At 67.5% G+C, this 18,567-nt stretch carries 14 protein-coding genes and 1 pseudogene; 12 read left to right on the forward strand and 3 right to left on the reverse strand.

Annotated elements, in window-relative coordinates; translation table 11 throughout:
* Positions 1-33 precede the first annotated feature (33 nt).
* Positions 34-1,110 carry a DUF748 domain-containing protein gene (locus tag EPA99_RS17315; RefSeq protein ID WP_164978695.1) on the forward strand — a complete coding sequence of 359 codons (1,077 nt, stop codon included), beginning with the start codon at positions 34-36 and terminating at the stop codon, positions 1,108-1,110.
* Here the strand turns inward: EPA99_RS17315 and EPA99_RS17320 are convergent, their stop codons facing one another.
* The gene (locus EPA99_RS17320; protein ID WP_129472512.1) at positions 1,111-2,430 is read right to left on the reverse strand and encodes a sigma-54-dependent transcriptional regulator; all 1,320 of its coding nucleotides are present in this window, start codon (positions 2,428-2,430) and stop codon (positions 1,111-1,113) included.
* 113 nt (positions 2,431-2,543) lie between these two features.
* Between EPA99_RS17320 and EPA99_RS17325 the strand changes: the two genes are divergently transcribed.
* Positions 2,544-3,572: a chemotaxis protein CheB gene (locus EPA99_RS17325; RefSeq protein WP_129472513.1), complete on the forward strand. Its 1,029-nt coding sequence runs from the start codon at positions 2,544-2,546 to the stop codon at positions 3,570-3,572.
* A gap of 60 nt (positions 3,573-3,632) precedes the next feature.
* A pseudogene (locus EPA99_RS17330) lies at positions 3,633-6,530 on the forward strand (CheR family methyltransferase); the annotation flags it as partial.
* Between the two features lie 28 nt (positions 6,531-6,558).
* Here EPA99_RS17330 and EPA99_RS17335 read toward each other — a convergent pair.
* Positions 6,559-7,107 (reverse strand): hypothetical protein, encoded by a 549-nt coding sequence (locus EPA99_RS17335; RefSeq protein WP_129472515.1) that lies wholly within the window; start codon positions 7,105-7,107, stop codon positions 6,559-6,561.
* A gap of 528 nt (positions 7,108-7,635) precedes the next feature.
* On the opposite strand from EPA99_RS17335, the gene EPA99_RS17340 reads away from it, so the two are divergent.
* From EPA99_RS17340 to EPA99_RS17380, 9 genes are all read left to right on the forward strand, one after another.
* Positions 7,636-8,703, forward strand: a complete 1,068-nt coding sequence (locus EPA99_RS17340) for a Fic family protein (protein WP_164978696.1) — start codon at positions 7,636-7,638, stop codon at positions 8,701-8,703.
* 166 nt (positions 8,704-8,869) lie between these two features.
* Positions 8,870-9,745 (forward strand): SDR family oxidoreductase, encoded by an 876-nt coding sequence (locus EPA99_RS17345; RefSeq protein ID WP_129472517.1) that lies wholly within the window; start codon positions 8,870-8,872, stop codon positions 9,743-9,745.
* Positions 9,746-9,798: 53 nt separating this feature from the next.
* Positions 9,799-10,047, forward strand: a complete 249-nt coding sequence (locus EPA99_RS17350; RefSeq protein WP_129472518.1) for a hypothetical protein — start codon at positions 9,799-9,801, stop codon at positions 10,045-10,047.
* Positions 10,048-10,637: 590 nt separating this feature from the next.
* Positions 10,638-12,875, forward strand: coding sequence for an ATP-binding protein (locus EPA99_RS17355; protein ID WP_241688447.1), 2,238 nt, complete (start codon positions 10,638-10,640; stop codon positions 12,873-12,875).
* On the forward strand, positions 12,872-13,345 hold the full coding sequence (locus EPA99_RS17360) for a response regulator (RefSeq protein ID WP_129472520.1): 474 nt from the start codon (positions 12,872-12,874) through the stop codon (positions 13,343-13,345). The genes EPA99_RS17355 and EPA99_RS17360 overlap by 4 nt, the downstream gene beginning before the upstream one ends.
* Positions 13,346-13,376: 31 nt before the next feature.
* Positions 13,377-15,755, forward strand: a complete 2,379-nt coding sequence (locus tag EPA99_RS17365; protein ID WP_129472521.1) for a response regulator — start codon at positions 13,377-13,379, stop codon at positions 15,753-15,755.
* A 75-nt stretch (positions 15,756-15,830) separates the two neighbouring features.
* Complete coding sequence (locus EPA99_RS17370; protein WP_129472522.1) at positions 15,831-16,220, forward strand: response regulator transcription factor; 390 nt, start codon at positions 15,831-15,833, stop codon at positions 16,218-16,220.
* 95 nt (positions 16,221-16,315) lie between these two features.
* Positions 16,316-16,804 carry a hypothetical protein gene (locus EPA99_RS17375; RefSeq protein WP_129472523.1) on the forward strand — a complete coding sequence of 163 codons (489 nt, stop codon included), beginning with the start codon at positions 16,316-16,318 and terminating at the stop codon, positions 16,802-16,804.
* Positions 16,805-17,288: 484 nt separating this feature from the next.
* Complete coding sequence (locus tag EPA99_RS17380) at positions 17,289-18,188, forward strand: SDR family oxidoreductase (protein WP_129472524.1); 900 nt, start codon at positions 17,289-17,291, stop codon at positions 18,186-18,188.
* Between the two features lie 148 nt (positions 18,189-18,336).
* On the opposite strand, the gene EPA99_RS17385 is transcribed toward EPA99_RS17380, so the two are convergent.
* Positions 18,337-18,561: a hypothetical protein gene (locus tag EPA99_RS17385; RefSeq protein ID WP_129472525.1), complete on the reverse strand. Its 225-nt coding sequence runs from the start codon at positions 18,559-18,561 to the stop codon at positions 18,337-18,339.
* Between the last annotated feature and the right edge of the window lie 6 nt (positions 18,562-18,567).

Here is an 18,567-nt window from a genome sequence, read left to right on the forward strand (position 1 = left end):
ACCATGCCCACCTCGCGACAACAGGCATCCCGCATGAAACGGCGTTACCGCATCCCCGCCTGGCTGGCCTTGGCGGCCGTGCTGCTGATCGGCGCGCGGCTGGCGCTTCCGTCCATCGTCCTGCAACAGATCAATGCGCGCATTGCGCACATGGGCGACTACCGCGGGCATGTGCGCGATGTCGATATCGCGCTGTGGCGGGGCGCCTACGTCCTGCACGACCTGGAGATCACCAAGACCAGCGGCAAGATCACCGTGCCGTTCTTCCTGGCGCAGCGGACCGATATCGCCCTGTCCTGGCGCCACCTGTTCCGCGGCCGGGTCGTGGGTGAGCTTGAGTTCCAGTCGCCGGTGATCAACTTCGTCGACGGACGCGACCAGAGCGACTCCCAGGCCGGACAGGGCGTGGATTGGCGCGAGCAGCTGGACCGCATCGTGCTGTTCCAGGTCAACACCCTGGACATCCATGACGGCGTGGTGCGCTTCCACAACCTCATCCGCCAGCCGAAGGTCAGCGTGGCGGTCCAAGCCATCCAGGCGCATGTGACCAACCTGGGCAATGTGCTGCCGCCCAAGGATCCGCGGCGCATCGCCCACCTGGATGCCACCGGACGGGTGCTCGGCACCGCGCCGCTGGAGGTCAAGGCCGACTTCGACCCGTTCGACAAGGCGGGGGATTTCGACGTGCACCTGCGCGCGACCGGCATTGAACTCACCCGCTTGAACACGCTGGCACGCGCTTACGCCAAGGTCGATTTCGAATCCGGTCACGGCGACTTCGTGCTGGAGCTGCAGGCGCGCGACGGCGTACTGGACGGCTACGCCACGCCGTTGTTCAAGGACATGCAGATCTTCAGCTGGAAGGGCGATGTCCAGGACTCCAGCAAGAATCCGCTGCGCATCGTCTGGGAGGCCACCACCGAGGTGGTGACCAAGGTCTTCAAGAATCAGCCGGAGGACCAGTTCGCCACGCGGGTGCCCATCCAGGGCCGGCTGGGCGACCGTGAACTGGGCACGCTGCCGGCGATCCTGGGCATTCTCAGGAACGCCTTCGTCAAGGCCTACAGCGCGGACTTCGAACGTCTCAAGCCGCGCCCGTCGCGCGAGTGATCAGCTGTGCGCGGCGTCGTCGGGGCGCCGCCTGACCCAGTTGTGGATGGTCCGGGTGCTGACGCCCAGGACGCGCGAGGCCGCGGTCTTGTCGCCGTTGCAGTGCTTGAGCGTGGCCTCGAGCATGATCTGCTCGACTTCGCGCATACGCGTGCCGACGGGAATGACCACCGCGTCCTGCGCGTGCGCCAGCGCCTTGGAGGTCGACTCGCTTGCCGGCGCGATGGCTTCCATCGCCACGGTGGGCTTCTGCGCGCCGCGCGTCACGCGCAGCTGCACCTCGCCCTCTTCGCGCGAGGAATACGCCTGGGCCACGGCGTTGGCGAGCTCGCGCACATTGCCCGGCCAGGGATAGCTGCGCACGTGGTCGGCAATGCGGGCCAGCGCCCTGTCCTGGCCGCTGCGTGCGTTGTGCTGTTCCAGAAAATGCCGTGCCAGCAGGTCCAGGTCATGTCCGCGCTCGCGCAGCGGCGGCAGGTGGATGCCGTGCTCGTACAGGCGGTAGAACAGTCCCGGGTAGATGACCCCGGCTGCCGCCTCCATCGGCTCGCCAGTGGCCGCGACGATGCGGGTGAACGCGTCGGGATCGGTCGTATCGCTTTGCAGGCCCCTGATAAAGCTGGCGAATTCGCGCTGCAGGCCGGATGCGAGCAGATCGATGTCCTGCAGCAACAGCGTGCCGGCGCGACTGCGCTCGTAGGCCTCGACCAGCGCCTGCAGACCGAAGTCGCTGTTGTGCTGCGCCTGCCAGCAATTGACGAGCACGAGCTCACCCTTGGCTCCGCTGGCGGCGTGCAAGGCACGCGCCACCGTGGCCTTGCCGGTGCCGGCTTCGCCGAACAGCATGACGTGGACCGCCGAGCCGGCGGCGCGGCGGATGTCCGCGCGCAGTCGTGTCATCGGCGGACTGGTGCCGACCAGCCCCATGCTGTCCGGCACCCTCGCCTGCTGGTCCGAGTAACTGCTGGCCACGCTTCTGAGCAGTTCAAGCAGCTTGCTCGCGGGCAGGGGCTTGAGCCAGTAATCGCTGGCGTGGCTGGACACGGCGCGCGCGATCTCGCTGGCATCGGCGCTGCCGCTGACCATGACCACCTTGCCGCGATGCCGCGGGGTGAGCGTATCCAGCACTTCGTAGCCCGAGCCATCGGGCAGACGCACGTCCAGCAGCATCAGGTCCGGGCTGTGATCGCGCAGCCAGCGCTTGGCTTCGCCGACGCTGTGCATGCCGCGCGCCTGGAATCCATACTCGGAGGCGATCTCCGCGGCCAGGCTGCAGAAGTTGGTGTCGTCGTCCACGATCGCAAAAGAGGGGTTTGCCATAGATCACCATTTCCATATCACGATGTGTGAATCCCCCACTGCCTAGTGTGCCTTTCACGCGCGTTCATGCATCGTGATCGGCGAACGCTGCGCACACGCGCCGGAGATCTTGGATGGATGAGGAAGTACAGACACGCGGCGTGCTGGTCATCGGCGGATCGGCCGGCGCGGTGCCGCCACTGCGCATGCTGCTGGACGGGCTGGGACCGGACCTGAAACAGCCGGTGATCGTGCTGCTGCACATGCCGGCAAACGGAATGGGCATTCTGTCCACGGTCACCGCGGCCTCGCCGCATCTGCCGGTCAGTGCGGCCATCGAGGGCATCGCGCCGGAGCCTGGGCATGTCTACGTGGCCACGCCCGACCGTCACCTGTTGCTGGTCGATGGACGGTTTCGCCTGGGCAATGGCCCGCGCGAGAATCTTGCGCGCCCGGCGATCGACCCGCTGTTCCGCTCCGTCGCGGTCAGCTACGGCCCGCGCGCGGTGGCCGTGCTGCTGTCGGGCATGCTGGACGACGGTGTCTCCGGCCTGGACGCGATCAAGCGCTGCGGCGGCGTGGCCGTGGCCCAGGATCCGGCCGACGCCCTGGCGCCGGGCATGCCGGCAGCGGCCGTGGCCAAGATCGCCTCGCTGGATCTGGTCGCACGCGCCGAGGCGATGCCGGCCCTGCTGCAGGACCTGCTGGACGAGCCCGCCGGGTGGCCGGTACAGGTACCGGAGGACATCATGCTGGAAGTCAGCATCGCCGCTGGCGACATCGGCAACACCAAGCAGCTCGGCCCCTGCGTGCGTCCCTCCAGCATGACCTGTCCGGCCTGCGGCGGGGTCATGTCGGAAATGACCGGGCAGATCCCGCTGCGCTATCGCTGTCAGGTCGGCCACGCCATGACCGCCGAGTACATGGCCAGCAAGCAGGAAGACGCCGTGGATGAGGCCATCCGCGTCGCGCTCCGGGTGATCGAGGAGCGCGCCCAGCTGGTGAGCAGGATGGCCGAGGAGAACCGCGTGGCCGGACGGGTGGCATTGACCGAGTCCTATGAGCAACGCGCCGAGGAATACCGCCGCTACGCCGAAACCTTGCGCGTGGCGGTGCTGAGTTCGCTCAAGGCCCCCGAGGAACGCCAACCGGAACCCGGCTGAGCATGGCCGCGTGCCGGGCTTATCGGCGATCATGCGCGTTCGCATCCGAAGACCCACGCCATGACCTCTCCGATCCTGCCCGAACACCCGCCCGAAGGCGCCGACATGGGGCTGCTGCTGGTGGTGATCGCCTCGGGCAAGGACCTGCAACAGCGGGTGCGCGATCTGTCTTCCATCCCTGCCGATCCGCGCATGTGCGTGGTGCTGGTGGTGCACGACCACGCCGAGGGCGACGACAGCGCGCGGCTGACGGCCCTGGATCAATCCGGGCACCACGCGCAGATCCCGCGCGATGGCGCGCGGATCGTTCCGGGCACGTGGTTCCTGGCGCCCTCGCAGATGGTGGTCTCGCTGGAGCAGGACCGCTTCCGCCTGCGCCTGGACCAGCGCACGCCGGGCGAACGCGGGGTGATCGATACCTTGCTGGTCTCCGCCGCCCAGGCCTGGGGACGCTTTGCCGCCTGCCTGATGCTGGGCGAGATCGGCGACGGCGACGGCGCGCTGGGCGTGACCACGATCAAGGACTTCGGCGGCCTGACCCTGGCCACGGCCGACCCGGCGCAGGTCGCCAGCGACCCCTCCCCGGCCGAATCGGCGGCCCTGGTCGATGAGCTGCTGCCCGCCGCGGCCGTCGGTGCCAGGCTCACGGCCTATCTGCGTCACCTGTTCGGCAATGACGCCATTGCACCGGAGAGCGCGGTCGAACTGCAGAGCCTCAACCAGATCGCCACCATCCTGCGCTCGGCCACTGGCCACGACTTCCACGGATACAAGCGCGCCACCTTCCTGCGCCGGGTGCAGCGGCGCATGCAGGTGGTGCAGGCCTCGCAGCTGGAGGCATATCTGGAGATCCTGCGCAGCCGGCCGGAAGAGGCGCAGCGGCTGTTCAACGACCTGCTGATCGGCGTGACCCAGTTTTTCCGCGACCAGAAGGAGTTCGATTTCCTGCAAAAGGTCATCGTGCCGCGCATGTTCGAGGGCAAGACCGCCCAGGACCAGATCCGCGTCTGGGTGCTGGGCTGCTCTACCGGCGAGGAGGCCTATTCCATCGGCATCCTGCTGCGGGAATTCGCCGAAACGCTGGATGCGCCGCCGCACCTGCAGATCTTCGCCAGCGACATCGACGGGCGCGCGCTGGCCATGGCGCGGGTCGGCCGCTATCCGCTGGGCATCGCTGCGGACATCGCCCCGGAGCGGCTGGCGCGCTGGTTCGTCAAGGAAGCCGATACCTACCGGGTGGTGCGCGAGCTGCGCGAGATGTGCATCTTTTCCCAGCACAGCATCGTCAAGGACCCGCCCTTCTCCAAGCTGGACCTGGTGTCCTGCCGCAACCTGCTGATCTACCTGGATGCGGACCTGCAGTCGCGGGTGGTGCCGTTGTTCCATTTCGCGCTCAAGCCGCGCGGCTACCTGTTCCTGGGCAATTCCGAGAACGTCTCGCGGCATGCGCGCCTGTTTTCGCCGGTGGAACGCAGCTATCGGGTGTTCCATAAGATCGCCTTCGAGGGAAAGATCCATTCGGACTTCCCGCTGGCGGCCGCGCTCCAGGCGCCCCCGGCCACCCAGCCGGCGCTGCGTCCTGCCGTGCCCAGCCATGGCCTGGTCCGGCTGGGCGAGCGGATCGCCGAGCGGCACGCACCGGCCTATGCCGTCATCGACGAGCAGTTCGATGTGCTGCACTTCTCCTCCCAGGTCGGGCGCTTCATCCACCCCAACAGCGGGACGCCCAGCCTGAACCTGCTCAACCTGGCCCATCGCGACCTCAGGCTCGACCTGCGCAGCGCCCTGGACAAGGCCAGCCTGGAGCAGCGGCCGGTGCGGCTGAGCGCGGCCATGGCCCATGGGGAGGTCAGGACGGGGGTGGAGATCATCGTCGAGCCCACGGCCGATCCCCAGCAAAGCTCCCGGGGATACGTGGTGCTCTTCAAGGAGCTCGCCACCGCGCCGACCGCGCCGATGCCCGCCGACGAGGCCCTGGCCACGCGCGATGAGCACGTGCGCGCCCTGGAGCACGAACTGCGCGTGACCCGCGAGCGCCTGCAGGCCATGATCGAGGAACTGGAAAGCACCAACGAGGAACTCAAATCCTCCAACGAGGAATACCAGTCCCTCAACGAGGAGCTGCAGAGCGCCAACGAGGAGCTTGAGACTTCCAAGGAGGAGCTGCAGTCGGTCAACGAGGAAGTCACCACGGTCAACGGCGAGCTGGGGCATCGCGTGCAGGAGCTGGCGCAGGCCAACAGCGACCTGAAGAATCTGTTCGAGAGCACGCAGATCGCCACCGTGTTCCTGGACAACGAGCTTCGCGTCACCAACTTCACGCCCGCGGTGACCGACATCCTGCCGCTGGTGGAAGGCGACCTGCATCGCCCGATCGCGCACCTCAAGTGCCGCCTCGCCTACGACGAGCTGCAGGACGATGTGCGCCGCGTCATCCGCACCCTGGCCTCGGTGGAACGCGAAGTGGAGGACCCGGCCACGGCCGAGCGCTACATCGTGCGCGTGCTGCCCTACCGCAGCGTGGACAACTTCATCGGCGGCGCGGTGGTGACCTTCACCGACATCACCCAGGTCGTGCAGGCCCAGCGCGCGCTGCGCGACAGCGAGACCCGGCTGCGGACGCTGGTGGAAGGCATCCCGCAGCTGGTCTGGCGCTCGCTGGACCAGGGCAGCTGGACCTGGTCCAGCCCGCAATGGGCGGCCTGGACCGGTCAGCAACCCAGCGAAAGCGCGGGCCTGGGGTGGCTGGCGGCGATCCACCCCGAAGACCGCGCGGCCACGCACGCGGCCTGGACCGCGGCCAACGAACTGGGCGTGCTCGAGGTGGAGCACCGCATCGGCAACCGGCAACGGCAGGCCTATCGCTGGTTCCACACGCGCGGACTGCCGGTACGCGATGAGCGCGGCAACGTCAGCGAGTGGCTGGGTACGTCCACCGATATCGACGAGCTGCGCCGGCCACGCCCGTAGGCGCGGCCTGGCCCGGTCATGGGGGGAAGGACAGCGCCACACGCTTGTCCACCGGCAGCCAGTCCAGCCGCAAATGCTTCCAGGCCTCCACCCCGTCCAGCTCCAGCCACTGCCTGGGCGTCATTTCGGACAGGTGCAGGGGAAGCGGCGATCCGGTGCCCAGCTGCGGCCGGGAAATGAGCAGGCACCACGGCTGCATGCGGTCGGCGACACGGGTGACCATGCGAATGCCCGCCAGGTACAGCACCGGCCGCCCGACCACGTGCCAGTACAGCGGCCGCATCGTGGACGGGTCGCGCGATTGCAGGGCCATGCAGGGCAGCAGGCAACGCTGGGTTTCCCACAGCGCGCGCTGCACACCGCCCAGGGCGCCAGCATCCACGGTGAGTTCCGGGCGCTTGCCGGGAGGCAGGGACGGATCGCCCAGCAGCGCCGATTCCACTGAGAGCGCAGCCCCGTTCTGCACCAAGGTGATCGCCTGGCGTTGCGGGGGAACGTCGTCGTCGTATTCGGCACCGGACGCCTGGCCGGCGCGTGGCCCAGGCTGCAGGACGCGCTCAAGCATTGGCCTGCCCCATGCGTCCGCGATGGCTACGATCCGGTCGACAGCAGGCGCCTTGTGCGGGACGCGTCGGACGGGCTGGCTGCATGCGCGAGCGGGGCTCGGCTGAGCGTCCGCGCTGGCCAATCACTTCACGCGAGCGGCCACACCTGCGCAGCCGCTGTCCGAGCGCCGCCATCGTCCGCCGCGCACGGCCTGCCAACGCACTCCCGTCTCCTCTGCCTCGCAACCGCTGCGCGGCGAGCACGGCATCGATCCGGGCCATCTGTTCTTCAAGCCGGTGACAGGGCTCCGGCGCTGGGTCGATCACAACTTGCAAGCCCGATCATCTCCTTGGGGGACCTAGGCATAGCCCGCGCGAATCAAGGCGGCAACGCGCGCACAGCGCTCCTGTGGGCGCCGTTTCGATTTGTAGACAGGCGTCGCAGTTCCACCGGCCAGGTAGGCATACCCACGCATTTCCTGCGGGCATATCAAACCCAAATTGCCGCATTCGATGCGATGATTCACGTTTCAACGAGGGCCTGCGCGATGCACGCGCGAACGCAGATCTGGGAACTTATGGGCTGGCCGCACCTGCGCTACGACGCGGCGGCCCTGCACGAAATCTGCGCCGAAACCGAGTACGCGCTGGGCATCGTGAGCGGCCGCACCGCCGAACTGCCGGCCGGCACCTACGCGCAGCTCAAGCAGGCGGCCGAAGCCGAGGAAATTGTTCGCACGGCCTGGCTCAGCGGTCAGTCGATCGAACGCGCCGCGGCCCTGAGCGCCGTGGCGGATGCCGATGGCGCCGGTGGCGCCGCCGACGAACGGGCGATCGGGCTTGCCCAGGTGCTGCGCGAATGCGCGGGCGTCGGACTGCTGAGCCTGACACGCCTGCGGGCCTGGCACGCGGACTTGTTTCCGTCCGGATTCGACGGTGGCAGGCAGATCCGGCCTGGGCGTTGGCGCAGCGGCGTCGCCTCGGCGGGGCCGGCGATGTCCTGGCCAGGCCCGCCCGCCGAGCGCCTCGTCGGTGAGCTGGAAATCTTTCTGAAGTGGCTCGAGCTGGATCAATCCGACCACTACCTGGTCAAGGCCGCGCTGGCCCACATCTGGTTCCTGGCCTTGAGCCCTTTCCAGTGCGGCAATGCGCGCCTGGCGCGGATGGTCTCCAGGCGTGTCCTGGTAGGCCGCCGCGCGGCGCCGCTCGCGCTGTGCAGCCTGTCGGCGCAGTTCGCGCGCGACCGCGCAGGCTATGTGGAAGCGGTGGAGATCGCGCGCACCGGCGACCTGGACCTGACCCACTGGGTGGGCTGGTTCTGCCATCAGGTGCAGCGCGCGGCGATGCATGCGGAGGTCAACGTCGCCCGCGAGACCTCGGCCTCGCGCTTCTGGCAGCAATGCGCGGGGTTATCGCTCAACCCGAGGCAGCTGCGCGCGCTCGATCATCTGCAGCGCCACCCGGATGAGGCACTGCAGAGCAAGCGGTGGGGCCAGCTGCTGGGCGTGTCCAGCGACACCGCCTTGCGCGACCTGACCGAGCTGGCCGCGCACGGCTTGCTGCGCAGGCAGGGACGCGCGCGCGCGGTGCGATTCGTGCTGGCGCAGACCCCATAGCGTTCACGCTGCCGGCGCAGCTGCGGTGCAGCGCATCGCAGCCGACCCGTGGGCGATGCCCGTGCACGAATTGCAGTCCGATGGGCGCGCGCTGCCGCGGTCTCACGATCGCTTGATCTTCGCGTGCCTAGGGTCGATGCATCCGAAACGCCGAAGGATGATTCGCATGACCCTCCCCGACTTCCCCCGCCCCCCGTTCAAGCCGCAGCCGCAGTCCTTCCCGGGCAAGACCGCGAAGATGGACCCACGGCCGGATCATGGCGAGGACGGCGCCACACGCTATGTCGGTCATGCGCAGCTCAAGGGCAAGAAGGCCCTGGTCACCGGCGGCGACAGCGGCATCGGCGCGGCGGTGGTGATCGCCTATGCGCGCGAAGGGGCCGATGTGGCCCTGACCTATCTGCCGGACGAACAGGCCGACGCCGAAGGCATCGCCGAGGTCGCGCGACAGGCGGGCGTCACGATCGCCCTGCTCCCCTGCGACATCAGCGACCAAGCCCAGGCCGAGGGACTGATCCGCGACACGGTCGAGGCGCTCGGAGGGCTGGATATCCTGGTCAACAATGCCGGTTACCAGGCGTTCTACGAGAAGTTCGAGGACGTGACCCTGGAGGAGTGGGACAAGACCTTTTCCACCAATGTGCGTGCCACCTTCAATCTTTCGCGGCTGGCGGTGCCGTACATGCCACGTGGTGGCGCCATCATCAACACCGCCTCGATCAACTCGCTCAAGCCCAACAACAACCTGTTCCCCTATGCCGCCACCAAAGGCGCGATCGCCAATCTCACCGTTGGCCTGGCCGGTGCGCTGGCCGAGCGCGGGATCCGCGTGAACGCGGTGCTTCCCGGGCCGATCTGGACGCCCTTCATCCCCGCCGGCATGTCGGCCGAGGACCAGGAAAGCTTCGGCAGCCAGACGCCCTTCGGTCGTCCCGGGCAACCGGTGGAGCTGGCCTCCACTTATGTGCTGCTCGCCGCGGACACCAGCAGCTACACCTCTGGGGCGCTGGTCACCATCTCCGGCGGAAACGCGGTCTTGTGAAGCAGGGGGCGGCCCGACGGGCGCGCTGGCGGCGGCTCTTCGAAGACGCCGTCGTGCCCTGGCGGGTCAGCCACGCACTGGGGCCATTGAAGGCGCTGTCCTTCCGCACCCAGGTCAAGCCGGTCCTGAAGGCGGCCTGCAAGAGCCATGTCAAAAGCGAGGGATCCCACAAGCGCAGGGGACGCCGGTTCAAGCGCTATCTGTCCAGGATCGCCTGCGACCTGCCCGACGCGCTCTGCCTGCGCATTGCCCAGGACTGCTGGTCGGACCTGGACCAGCGCGGGTCGCGTTCAGCGCTGTAGGCCGTTCCACTTCAAACGAAGCCACTTCTCTGCGGTGAGGAGCTGGATATGCTGGCTTCGTTCCCAGCTTGGGTTTCCCTCGACTGTGCCGCGCTGGCGCGTGGACTCCCATGCGACTGCCGAGCCACCGCGGATGTGCGGGAGCCGATTCATCGGCGAAGAGGCTTTCACGGTAAAGCTTCTTCGCGGCTGATGGCCTTAAGCCACCTAGCGCCGCTCCACATGTGGCGAGCGTCATCGACAAGGTGGCCGTCTACGCGCGACCGCGCATTTGTGGGAGCCGATTTATCGGTGAAGGGGCTTTCGCGGGAAGGCTTCTTCGCGTCTGAACTCACAGGAATTAGCGTGGCGTGAAGGCATGCGTTACCGATAGCGTGAATTCGCGGTCGAGCGTGAAGGCCGGCACCCGGATGGAACAGCGCCGCACTGCGCCCAGCGTTGAGCCACGCCACGGTCGATGGGGATGGCAGTCTCGGATAAACTGCCAGTGCCTGCCTTGGTGCGACTGGCGCAGGTGCGTTGGACGCCAGCTCCTGATGACTTGTGGGGCTTTCGCACCTTTGACCGCCCACGCGCCTTCCGGGATTCCTTTGAACGCCAAGCGCCACGAAGAACACGCTGTCGATCTCAGCAACTGTGCCCAGGAACCGATCCATCGGCCTGGTGCGATCCAGCCCTACGGTGCGGTCCTGGTGGTGGACGCCGAAAGCCTGCAGGTGCTGGAAGCGGCCGTCACCCGCCAGGAGATGCGCGAAGAGTTTGGCCCGTTGGTCGGCGCGCATGTCGGCGCGATCTTCGACGGCTTCTTCGAACCGCGCTGCGGCGAGCTGCAAAAGCTCAAGGAAGGCCAGTCCCTGCTGATCGGCTCGTATCCCTTCGGCCGCGCTGGCGCCCATTACGTGCTGGCGCACCGCACGCCGGGGCTGGTGCTGATCGACATGGAAGAGCGGGTGCCGGGCGACGCCGGCACGCTCGAAGAGCTCTACCCCAGCATCCAGGCCTGCATCGCGCAGATCGAACAGACCAGCGACACCATCGAGGCCTGCGCCATCGCCTCGGCCTACGTGCGCCAGCTGGCCGGGTTCGACCGCACGCTGATCTATCAGTTCGACAGCCGCTGGAACGGCGCGGTGGTGGCCGAGCATCGCAACGAGCGCCTGCCGTCCTATCTGGGGCTGCGGTTCCCCGAGTCGGACATCCCAGCCCAGGCGCGCGAGCTGTATCGGCGCAACCGGGTGCGCCTGATCGCCGACAGCGACTACACCCCGGTGCCGTTCGAACGCGCCCCTGCCCGGCGCCAGCTCGAACCCACCGACCTGAGCCAGTCCATGTTGCGCAGCGTCTCGCCCATGCATCTTCAGTACATGAAGAACATGGACACCGGCGCCTCGATGTCGATCTCGATCATCAGCGAAGGGCAGCTGTGGGGGCTGATCTCTTGCCATAACCTGGAGCCGATGCGGGTGCCGGTGCATGTGCGTACCGCCTGCGAATTCATCGGGCAGATCCTGTCCCTGCAGATCGCGCTGAAGGAGCGCGCGGTCTCGGTGGAGAAGCGCATCGCCCGGCGCGCGGTGCAGGTGCGGTTGCTGGGTCACATGGCCGGCACCGAGGATTTCATCAGCGCACTGGGCCGCGAGGAGGAAAGCCTGCTGGGGCTGACCTCGGCCACCGGTGCGGCCATCGTCCACAACGGCCAGTGCATCCGGCTCGGCGCCTGCCCCTCGACCCGGCAGATCGAGGAGATCGTGCAGTGGCTGGGCAGCAGGACCCCGCAGGAAGAGATCTTCAGCTCGCATGCCCTGGGTGCCGAATGGGCGCCGGCGCTGGCCTTCGCCGACGTCGCCAGCGGGCTGCTGGCCATTTCCATCTCGCAGCTGCACGACAGCTTCGTCCTGTGGTTCAGGGGTGAGGTCGTGCAGACCGTCAACTGGGGCGGCGACCCGCGCAAGGGCAGCCACGGGCAGTCGCCATCGCCGCGCATGTCCTTCGAGAGCTGGAAGGAAACGCTGCGCCACCAGTCGCTGGAATGGGACGAGCTGGACCGCGACGCGGCCCTGGAGCTGCGCGCGGCCATCGTCGACATCGTGCTGCGCAAGGCCGAAGAGCTGGCCGCGCTCAACGAACAGCTTGTCCGCAGCAACAAGGAGCTGGAGGCCTTCTCCTACTCGGTCAGCCACGACCTGCGCGCGCCTTTCCGGCACATCGTCGGCTACTCGGACCTGCTGGAGACCTCCCTGGGCGACCGCCTTACCGACGAGGAGCGCCGCTACCTCAGCACCATCGTCGAATCGGCCACCTCGGCCGGCACCCTGGTCGATGACCTGCTGAGTTTTTCGCAGATGGGGCGCTCGGTCATCACCCCGACGCCGATCGACAGTGGCGAGCTGGTGCGCGAGACCATCCGCAAGCTGGCGATGGAGGCGGCCGGCCGCAATATCGAGTGGGAGATCGGTCCGCTGGATCCGGTCCAGGCCGACCCCGGCATGCTGGGCCTGGTCTGGCAGAACCTGATCGCCAACGCGATCAAGTTCACCCGCGACCGCGACCCGGCGCGGATCGCGATCCGCTCGGTGCGGGTGGACGAGGAGATCCGCTTCACCGTGCAGGACAACGGCTGCGGCTTCGACATGCGCTACGTGGACAAGCTGTTCGGCGTGTTCCAGCGGCTCCACCACAGCGATGAATTCGAAGGCACCGGCATCGGCCTTGCCAACGTGGCGCGCATCGTCTCGCGCCACGGCGGCCGGGTCTGGGCGGAAAGCCAGATCGGCCATGGCGCCAGCTTCACCTTTGCCCTCCCCCTGTCTAACGGAGCCTCCTCATGAGAGATCTCAGACCCATCCTGCTCGTCGAGGACAATCCCAAGGATGCCGAGCTGACCCTCACCGCGCTGTCGCGCTGCCAGCTGCTGAACAAGATCGTCCACGTGCGCGACGGCGCGCTGGCGCTGGACTACCTGCGCTGCGAAGGCAGCTTCGCGCAGACCCACCACGGCGACCCGGCGGTGGTGCTGCTGGATCTGAAGCTGCCCAAGGTCAATGGCCTGGAGGTGCTGGAAGCGGTGCGCGCCGATGCCGACCTGCGCAGCATCCCCATCGTGATGCTGACCTCCTCCAAGGAGGAGCAGGACCTGGTCAAGAGCTACAAGCTGGGCGTCAATGCCTTCGTGGTCAAGCCGGTGGACTTCAAGGAGTTCTTCGCCGCCATCCAGGGGCTGGGCATGTTCTGGGGCATCACCAACCAGCCGCCGCCACCGACCGGCCATCGCTACAAGGGCGCAGCGGCGAGTGAGTGAGGTCTTGCAAGCGCCGACCATCAGGATCCTGATGCTGGAAGATAGCGCGCTGGATGCGGAGCTGATCAGCGTGCATCTGGCCAACGCCGGCCTGCAGTTCGTCAAGGAACGGGTGTGGACGCGCCAGGACTACGAGCGCCTGCTGGCGGCCGGGAACTTCGATGTGATCCTGGCCGACCACGTGCTTCCGGCCTTCGATGGCGATACCGCCCTGGAGCTGGCGGCGGTGGCCGCGCCGGATGTGCCCTTCATTTTCGTCTCCGGCACCCTGAGCGAGGAAGCGGCGGTGCGCGCGCTGAAGAAGGGCGCGGTGGATTACGTGGTCAAACAGCGGCTGCAACGGCTGCCCGACGCGGTCGAGCGCGCCTTCCTCGAAGCGGACAAGCGCCGCCAGCTGGCGCAGGCGCAGGCCGGCCTGGCGCGGCAGCGGGCGCAGCTGGAGCTGATCACCGATTCGCTCCCCGCGCTGATCGCGCACCTGGATCCGCAACACCGCTTCCTGTTCTCCAACCAGCGCATTGCGCCCTGGCTGGGCGTGAGCAGCGCGCAGGCCCTGCACCAGCCGGCCAGCGCGGTGTTCGGCGATGCGATCTTCGCGGCGATCCAGCCGCAGCTGGCCAGGGCCGCCGCCGGCGAGCGCGTGAGTTTCCAGGCGCATTTGGACCGGCGGGAACCGGACAGCGTGGCCCAGGTGGACTGCGTGCCCGAGTTCTCCGAAGCCGGCCAGCTGACCGGCTATTACCTGCTGGCCATCGATGTCACCTCGCTCAAGCGCGCCCAGACCCAGCTGGAGCAGAGCAATCAACACCTCGAAAGCGAGGTCTCACGGCGTACCCAGGACCTGCGCAGAAGCCAGGAGACGCTGGCGGCCATCTTCGAATCGGCCTACCAGCTGCAGCAGATCATCAGCCCGCAGGGCACCATCCTGGATGCCAACGTCGCTTCGCTGGCGGCGATCCTGGCGCCCAAGCAGGAGGTCATCGGCCTGCCCTACGCCAACTCGCCCTGGTTCTCCGGCACCGACGGCGCCAGCGAACTCATCGAGCGCGCGCTGGAGCGCGGCAGCCGCCGCGAGCACACCCGCTACGAGCTTGAACTCAACCTGCCCACTGGCCGCAGGAGCTTCGACTTCTCCCTGCGGCCGCTGCTGGACCCGAACGGGGCGGTCAGCGCGCTGGTGGCCGAGGCGCTGGAGACCACCGAGCGCCGCCAGGCCGAGCACGCGCTGCGGCAGGCGCAGAAGATCGAGGCGGTGGGCCAGCTGACCGGCGGGGTGGCCCACGACTTCAACAACATCCTGACCATCATCACCGGCAACATCGACCAGGCCCGGCTGATGCTGGACAACCCCAAGTTCCAGCATCGCGTGCCGCGGGCGCTGGACAGCGCGCAGAAGGCGGTGCTGTCGGCCGCCAACCTGACCCAGCGCCTGCTGGCTTTCTCGCGCCGGCAGCCGCTGAAGAGCCGCACCCTGAGCGTCAACCGCCACCTGAGCGAATGGGAAGACATGCTGCGGCGCGCGCTCGGTGAGCTGGTGCGGCTGGAAGTGGTGCAGCAGGAAGACCTGTGGCTGATCGAGGTCGACCCCAGCCAGCTGGAGGCCAGCATCCTCAACCTGCTGGTCAACGCCCGCGACGCCATGCCCCAGGGCGGCACGCTGGAACTGGAGACCAGCAATGGCCTGGTCGATGCGCAGGACGCGGCCGCCTATGACGGCCTGGAGCCGGGGGAGTACGTGCTGCTACGGGTCACCGATTCGGGCACCGGCATTCCCGAGCACGTGGTCGGCCGCATCTTCGAACCCTTCTTCACCACCAAGGAAGTCGGGCGTGGCACCGGCCTGGGCCTGTCGATGGTCTATGGGTTCGTCAAGCAGTCCAAGGGCCACGTGGTGGTGCGCTCGTCCCCGGGCAAGGGCACGACCTTCACCCTGATGTTCCCGCGCGCGGCCGGCAACGTGACCGACGAGGAGCCGGCCGGCAACATGGCCCTGGACGAGGCCAGCTGCGAAGGCACGATCCTGGTGGCCGAGGACAACGACGACGTTCGCGCCTACGTGGTGGAAACCCTGCGCTATGCCGGCTATCGGGTGCTGGAGGCGCAGGACGGCGCCACCGCCCTGAGCCTGCTGTCCAGGCCGGACCGGTCCATCGACCTGCTGTTCTCCGACATCGTCATGCCGGGCATGAGCGGCTGGGAACTGGCCCGCCAGGCGCGGGCGATCGACCCGGACCTGCGCCTGCTCTTCGCCTCGGGTTACCCGCGCGACATCGACATGGACCAGTACAAGGCCAGCGCCACGACCATCGTCGCCAAGCCCTTCACCCGGGCCAAGCTGCTTGGCGCGATTGCGCACGCCCTGGCCGCGCGCTCGCCGGCGCGGCCGGCGGTGCCGGTGGCCGAGCCCTAGGGTCTTCACCCTTTCCTGCCGGTCTCATCTGCACGCTGGGCCATCGGTCCTGCCAGGACCTGCGGAGGTGAAGGGATGCACACGGTGCCACGCGTGCTGGTGGTGGAGGACCACGCGCTTGTTGCGGAGACCATCCGCATGACGCTGGAGCAGAACGGATTCGAGGTCGCGGTGGAAGGCGATGGCCTCAATGGACTGGCGCGGGCGGTGCAGAGCCCCTTCGACCTGCTCATCGTCGATGTCGACCTGCCGCTGCTGGATGGCGTGCAGCTGTGCAACAGGATCCGGGATGCACGGGACCACACCCTGCCCGTCATCATGCTGACCGGGCGCGCACACCCGGCCGACAGGGCCGCGGGCCTGGAGGCTGGCGCGGACATCTACATGACCAAGCCCTTCGAGGGCGGCGATCTGATCGGCAATGTCAGGCGCCTGCTGGCCATGGACGCTACCACCGCGCCGTAGTCAGGCGCCGACGACGCGAAAGTTCCCTCGCGCCGCGGAATCACCACATGCTCACGCCCCTGGCGCCACACTCTGCCCGCTAACAGGGGGTAAGTGTGAAGTTTCTTTTCGCGAGCGCCGCGTCGCTCGCCGTGTTGACCGTGTCCTGCACCAGCCTGATGCCGGTGGCGCAGTCCAAGCTGGGTTACGGCAAGCATCTGGCCTCGCGCAATCCGGTGGTCTCTGCGTTCTCCGGACCGGTCCTGGACCCAGGTGTGCAAAGCGCGCTGCGCGACCTGCAGGCGTCGGCCTTGCTCAATTGCATCGGTGCCGATGCGACTGCCCCGGGCCCAGCCGAGGGACGCGCGCGCGTGGATTTGACCGACGCCTCCCGCTATGAAGCACTGTATGCGCAGCTGCATGCGCAGCCGGATCTCCAGCGGGCGCTTGCGCTGATGCAGGCTGCAGAGATGGCATGCGGCAACGGCGCTGCGCAGCGCATCGCGCATCTGCAACGCGCGGCCTTCGCGCTGGACCGACAGATCGATGTCGCACGAGGTGAGCCATCCAGCCTCCCCCACGATGACGGCGTGGTGGTCCGCTAGCGCAACCTCGCGACGAGGGCAGCGCTCGCCAATGCGTTGCCTGCGCCAGCCGACCGCCATCCCGATGTACACGGCTATCACCCGCCACCGGCAACACTGACGCTCCCCCTCCTGTTGGAAGACGCGTTATGGACGGTTTCATGCCGTGGGTCGTTGGGCTTTTCATCCTGCTGATCGTGGTGGTCTTCGCGCTGGTGACCAAGGCCAAGAAAAACAGGAACCGGCCTGGCGCGGACAAGCCCTAGGGCTTTTGCGTTGCCGGGCGCCCTGCGTCAACGTCGCCGTGCGCCCGCACGTGTGCACGTCCGCGGCGAGCATGCGGTCGTGAAGATTTCCGCAGGTCGCAAGGTTGCCGATGCACAGCGCGTCCTTGCCCGGCCGCTGAGCGTCACCCACATGTGAGCATCCACGCGGCCGCGCTTCACCGGCACGGCAACACGTCACTAGCATCATCACGGTTCCCTTAGCGGCCAATGGCGACCCCATGTCCTCAGCGAACCAATACACGATGCGCAATCCCCTCACCCAGTTTCCGCAGCCGGAGTTTCCGGGCCAGACCCAGGAACCGCCCGGCACGGTGCATGCACTGGAGCCTGCGGCCGATCATGGCGAGAAGACCTACGTAGGTTTCGGGCGATTGGCAGGCCGCAAGGCGCTGGTTACGGGCGCCGACTCCGGCATTGGGCGCGCCACCGCCATCGCCTTCGCCCGTGAAGGTGCCGATGTTGCCCTGAACTACCTGCCGGAAGAAGAAGCCGATGCGGCCGAGGTGGTGCAGCTGATCGAGGCGGAGGGTCGCAAGGCGATCAAGCTGCCCGGCGACCTGCAGGACGAGGCGTTCTGCCAACGCCTGGTGGCCGACGCGGTCCAGGGCCTGGGCGGGCTGGATATCCTGGCCAACATCGCCGGCAAGCAGACCGCGGTGGAGGACATTGCCGACATCACCACCGAACAGCTGGATGCGACGTATCGCACCAACGTCTACTCGTTGTTCTGGATCTGCAAGGCGGCCATCCCGCACCTGCCGGCGGGTGCGGCGATCATCAACACCGGGTCGATCCAGTCCTACCAGCCCTCTCCCAACCTGCTGGACTACGCCTCGACCAAGGCGGCCATCGTGAACTTCACCAAGTCCCTGGCACAGCAGCTTGCCAGCAAGGGCATCCGCGTCAACGCGGTGGCGCCGGGCCCGGTCTGGACGCCCCTGCAGCCCAGCGGCGGTCAGCCGCCGGAAGACATTCCCTCCTTCGGCTCGGAGACCCCGCTCAAGCGCGCTGGCCAGCCGGTGGAGATGGCGCCGCTCTACGTCATCCTCGCAAGCCAGGAAAGCAGTTACGTGACGGGCGAAGTCTTCGGTGCGACCGGCGGCTTGCTGTTGTCCTGATCGGATCGTTGGCTGTTTGACGCCAGGGGAAATCTTCTGCTTCCCCTGGCGCGCTTTTTCTTTCAGAGGATGCTTGCTGTGGCGCAAAGTCCGGTTGTGTCCTCGGGGTCGCCGCCGATGGGCAACCGAGGCGAGACCGCCGACTGGATCAGCCCGCTGCGCCCGGATTCTCCGGCATGATGCCGTGGCGCTCCAGTAACTCGCCCACTTCGCGATTGATCCGCGCCACCTGTTCGGGCGGTGCAGTCCCCACGATCCGTCCTGCTTCTGCCATGACTCGCGTGGCGAACGATGGGTCGCCCGCTGCGCCATTGGCCAGCATGCGCTCGAGTGCGTCGAGCATGTGATGCAAGCTCCTGGTGTCTGAACTCATATGAGG

It is taken from the genome of Pseudoxanthomonas composti (assembly GCF_004122095.1).
GTDB classification, from domain to species: domain Bacteria; phylum Pseudomonadota; class Gammaproteobacteria; order Xanthomonadales; family Xanthomonadaceae; genus Pseudoxanthomonas_A; species Pseudoxanthomonas_A composti.

Coding starts and splice junctions, on each gene's coding strand:
- EPA99_RS17380 (WP_129472524.1), top strand. CDS start 17,289: ATGTCCTCAGCGAACCAATACACGATGCGCAATCCCCTCACCCAGTTT.
- EPA99_RS17360 (WP_129472520.1), top strand. CDS start 12,872: ATGAGAGATCTCAGACCCATCCTGCTCGTCGAGGACAATCCCAAGGAT.
- EPA99_RS17315 (WP_164978695.1), top strand. CDS start 34: ATGAAACGGCGTTACCGCATCCCCGCCTGGCTGGCCTTGGCGGCCGTG.
- EPA99_RS17385 (WP_129472525.1), bottom strand. CDS start 18,561: ATGAGTTCAGACACCAGGAGCTTGCATCACATGCTCGACGCACTCGAG.
- EPA99_RS17335 (WP_129472515.1), bottom strand. CDS start 7,107: ATGCTTGAGCGCGTCCTGCAGCCTGGGCCACGCGCCGGCCAGGCGTCC.
- EPA99_RS17320 (WP_129472512.1), bottom strand. CDS start 2,430: ATGGCAAACCCCTCTTTTGCGATCGTGGACGACGACACCAACTTCTGC.
- EPA99_RS17325 (WP_129472513.1), top strand. CDS start 2,544: ATGGATGAGGAAGTACAGACACGCGGCGTGCTGGTCATCGGCGGATCG.
- EPA99_RS17365 (WP_129472521.1), top strand. CDS start 13,377: ATGCTGGAAGATAGCGCGCTGGATGCGGAGCTGATCAGCGTGCATCTG.
- EPA99_RS17370 (WP_129472522.1), top strand. CDS start 15,831: ATGCACACGGTGCCACGCGTGCTGGTGGTGGAGGACCACGCGCTTGTT.
- EPA99_RS17345 (WP_129472517.1), top strand. CDS start 8,870: ATGACCCTCCCCGACTTCCCCCGCCCCCCGTTCAAGCCGCAGCCGCAG.
- EPA99_RS17340 (WP_164978696.1), top strand. CDS start 7,636: ATGCACGCGCGAACGCAGATCTGGGAACTTATGGGCTGGCCGCACCTG.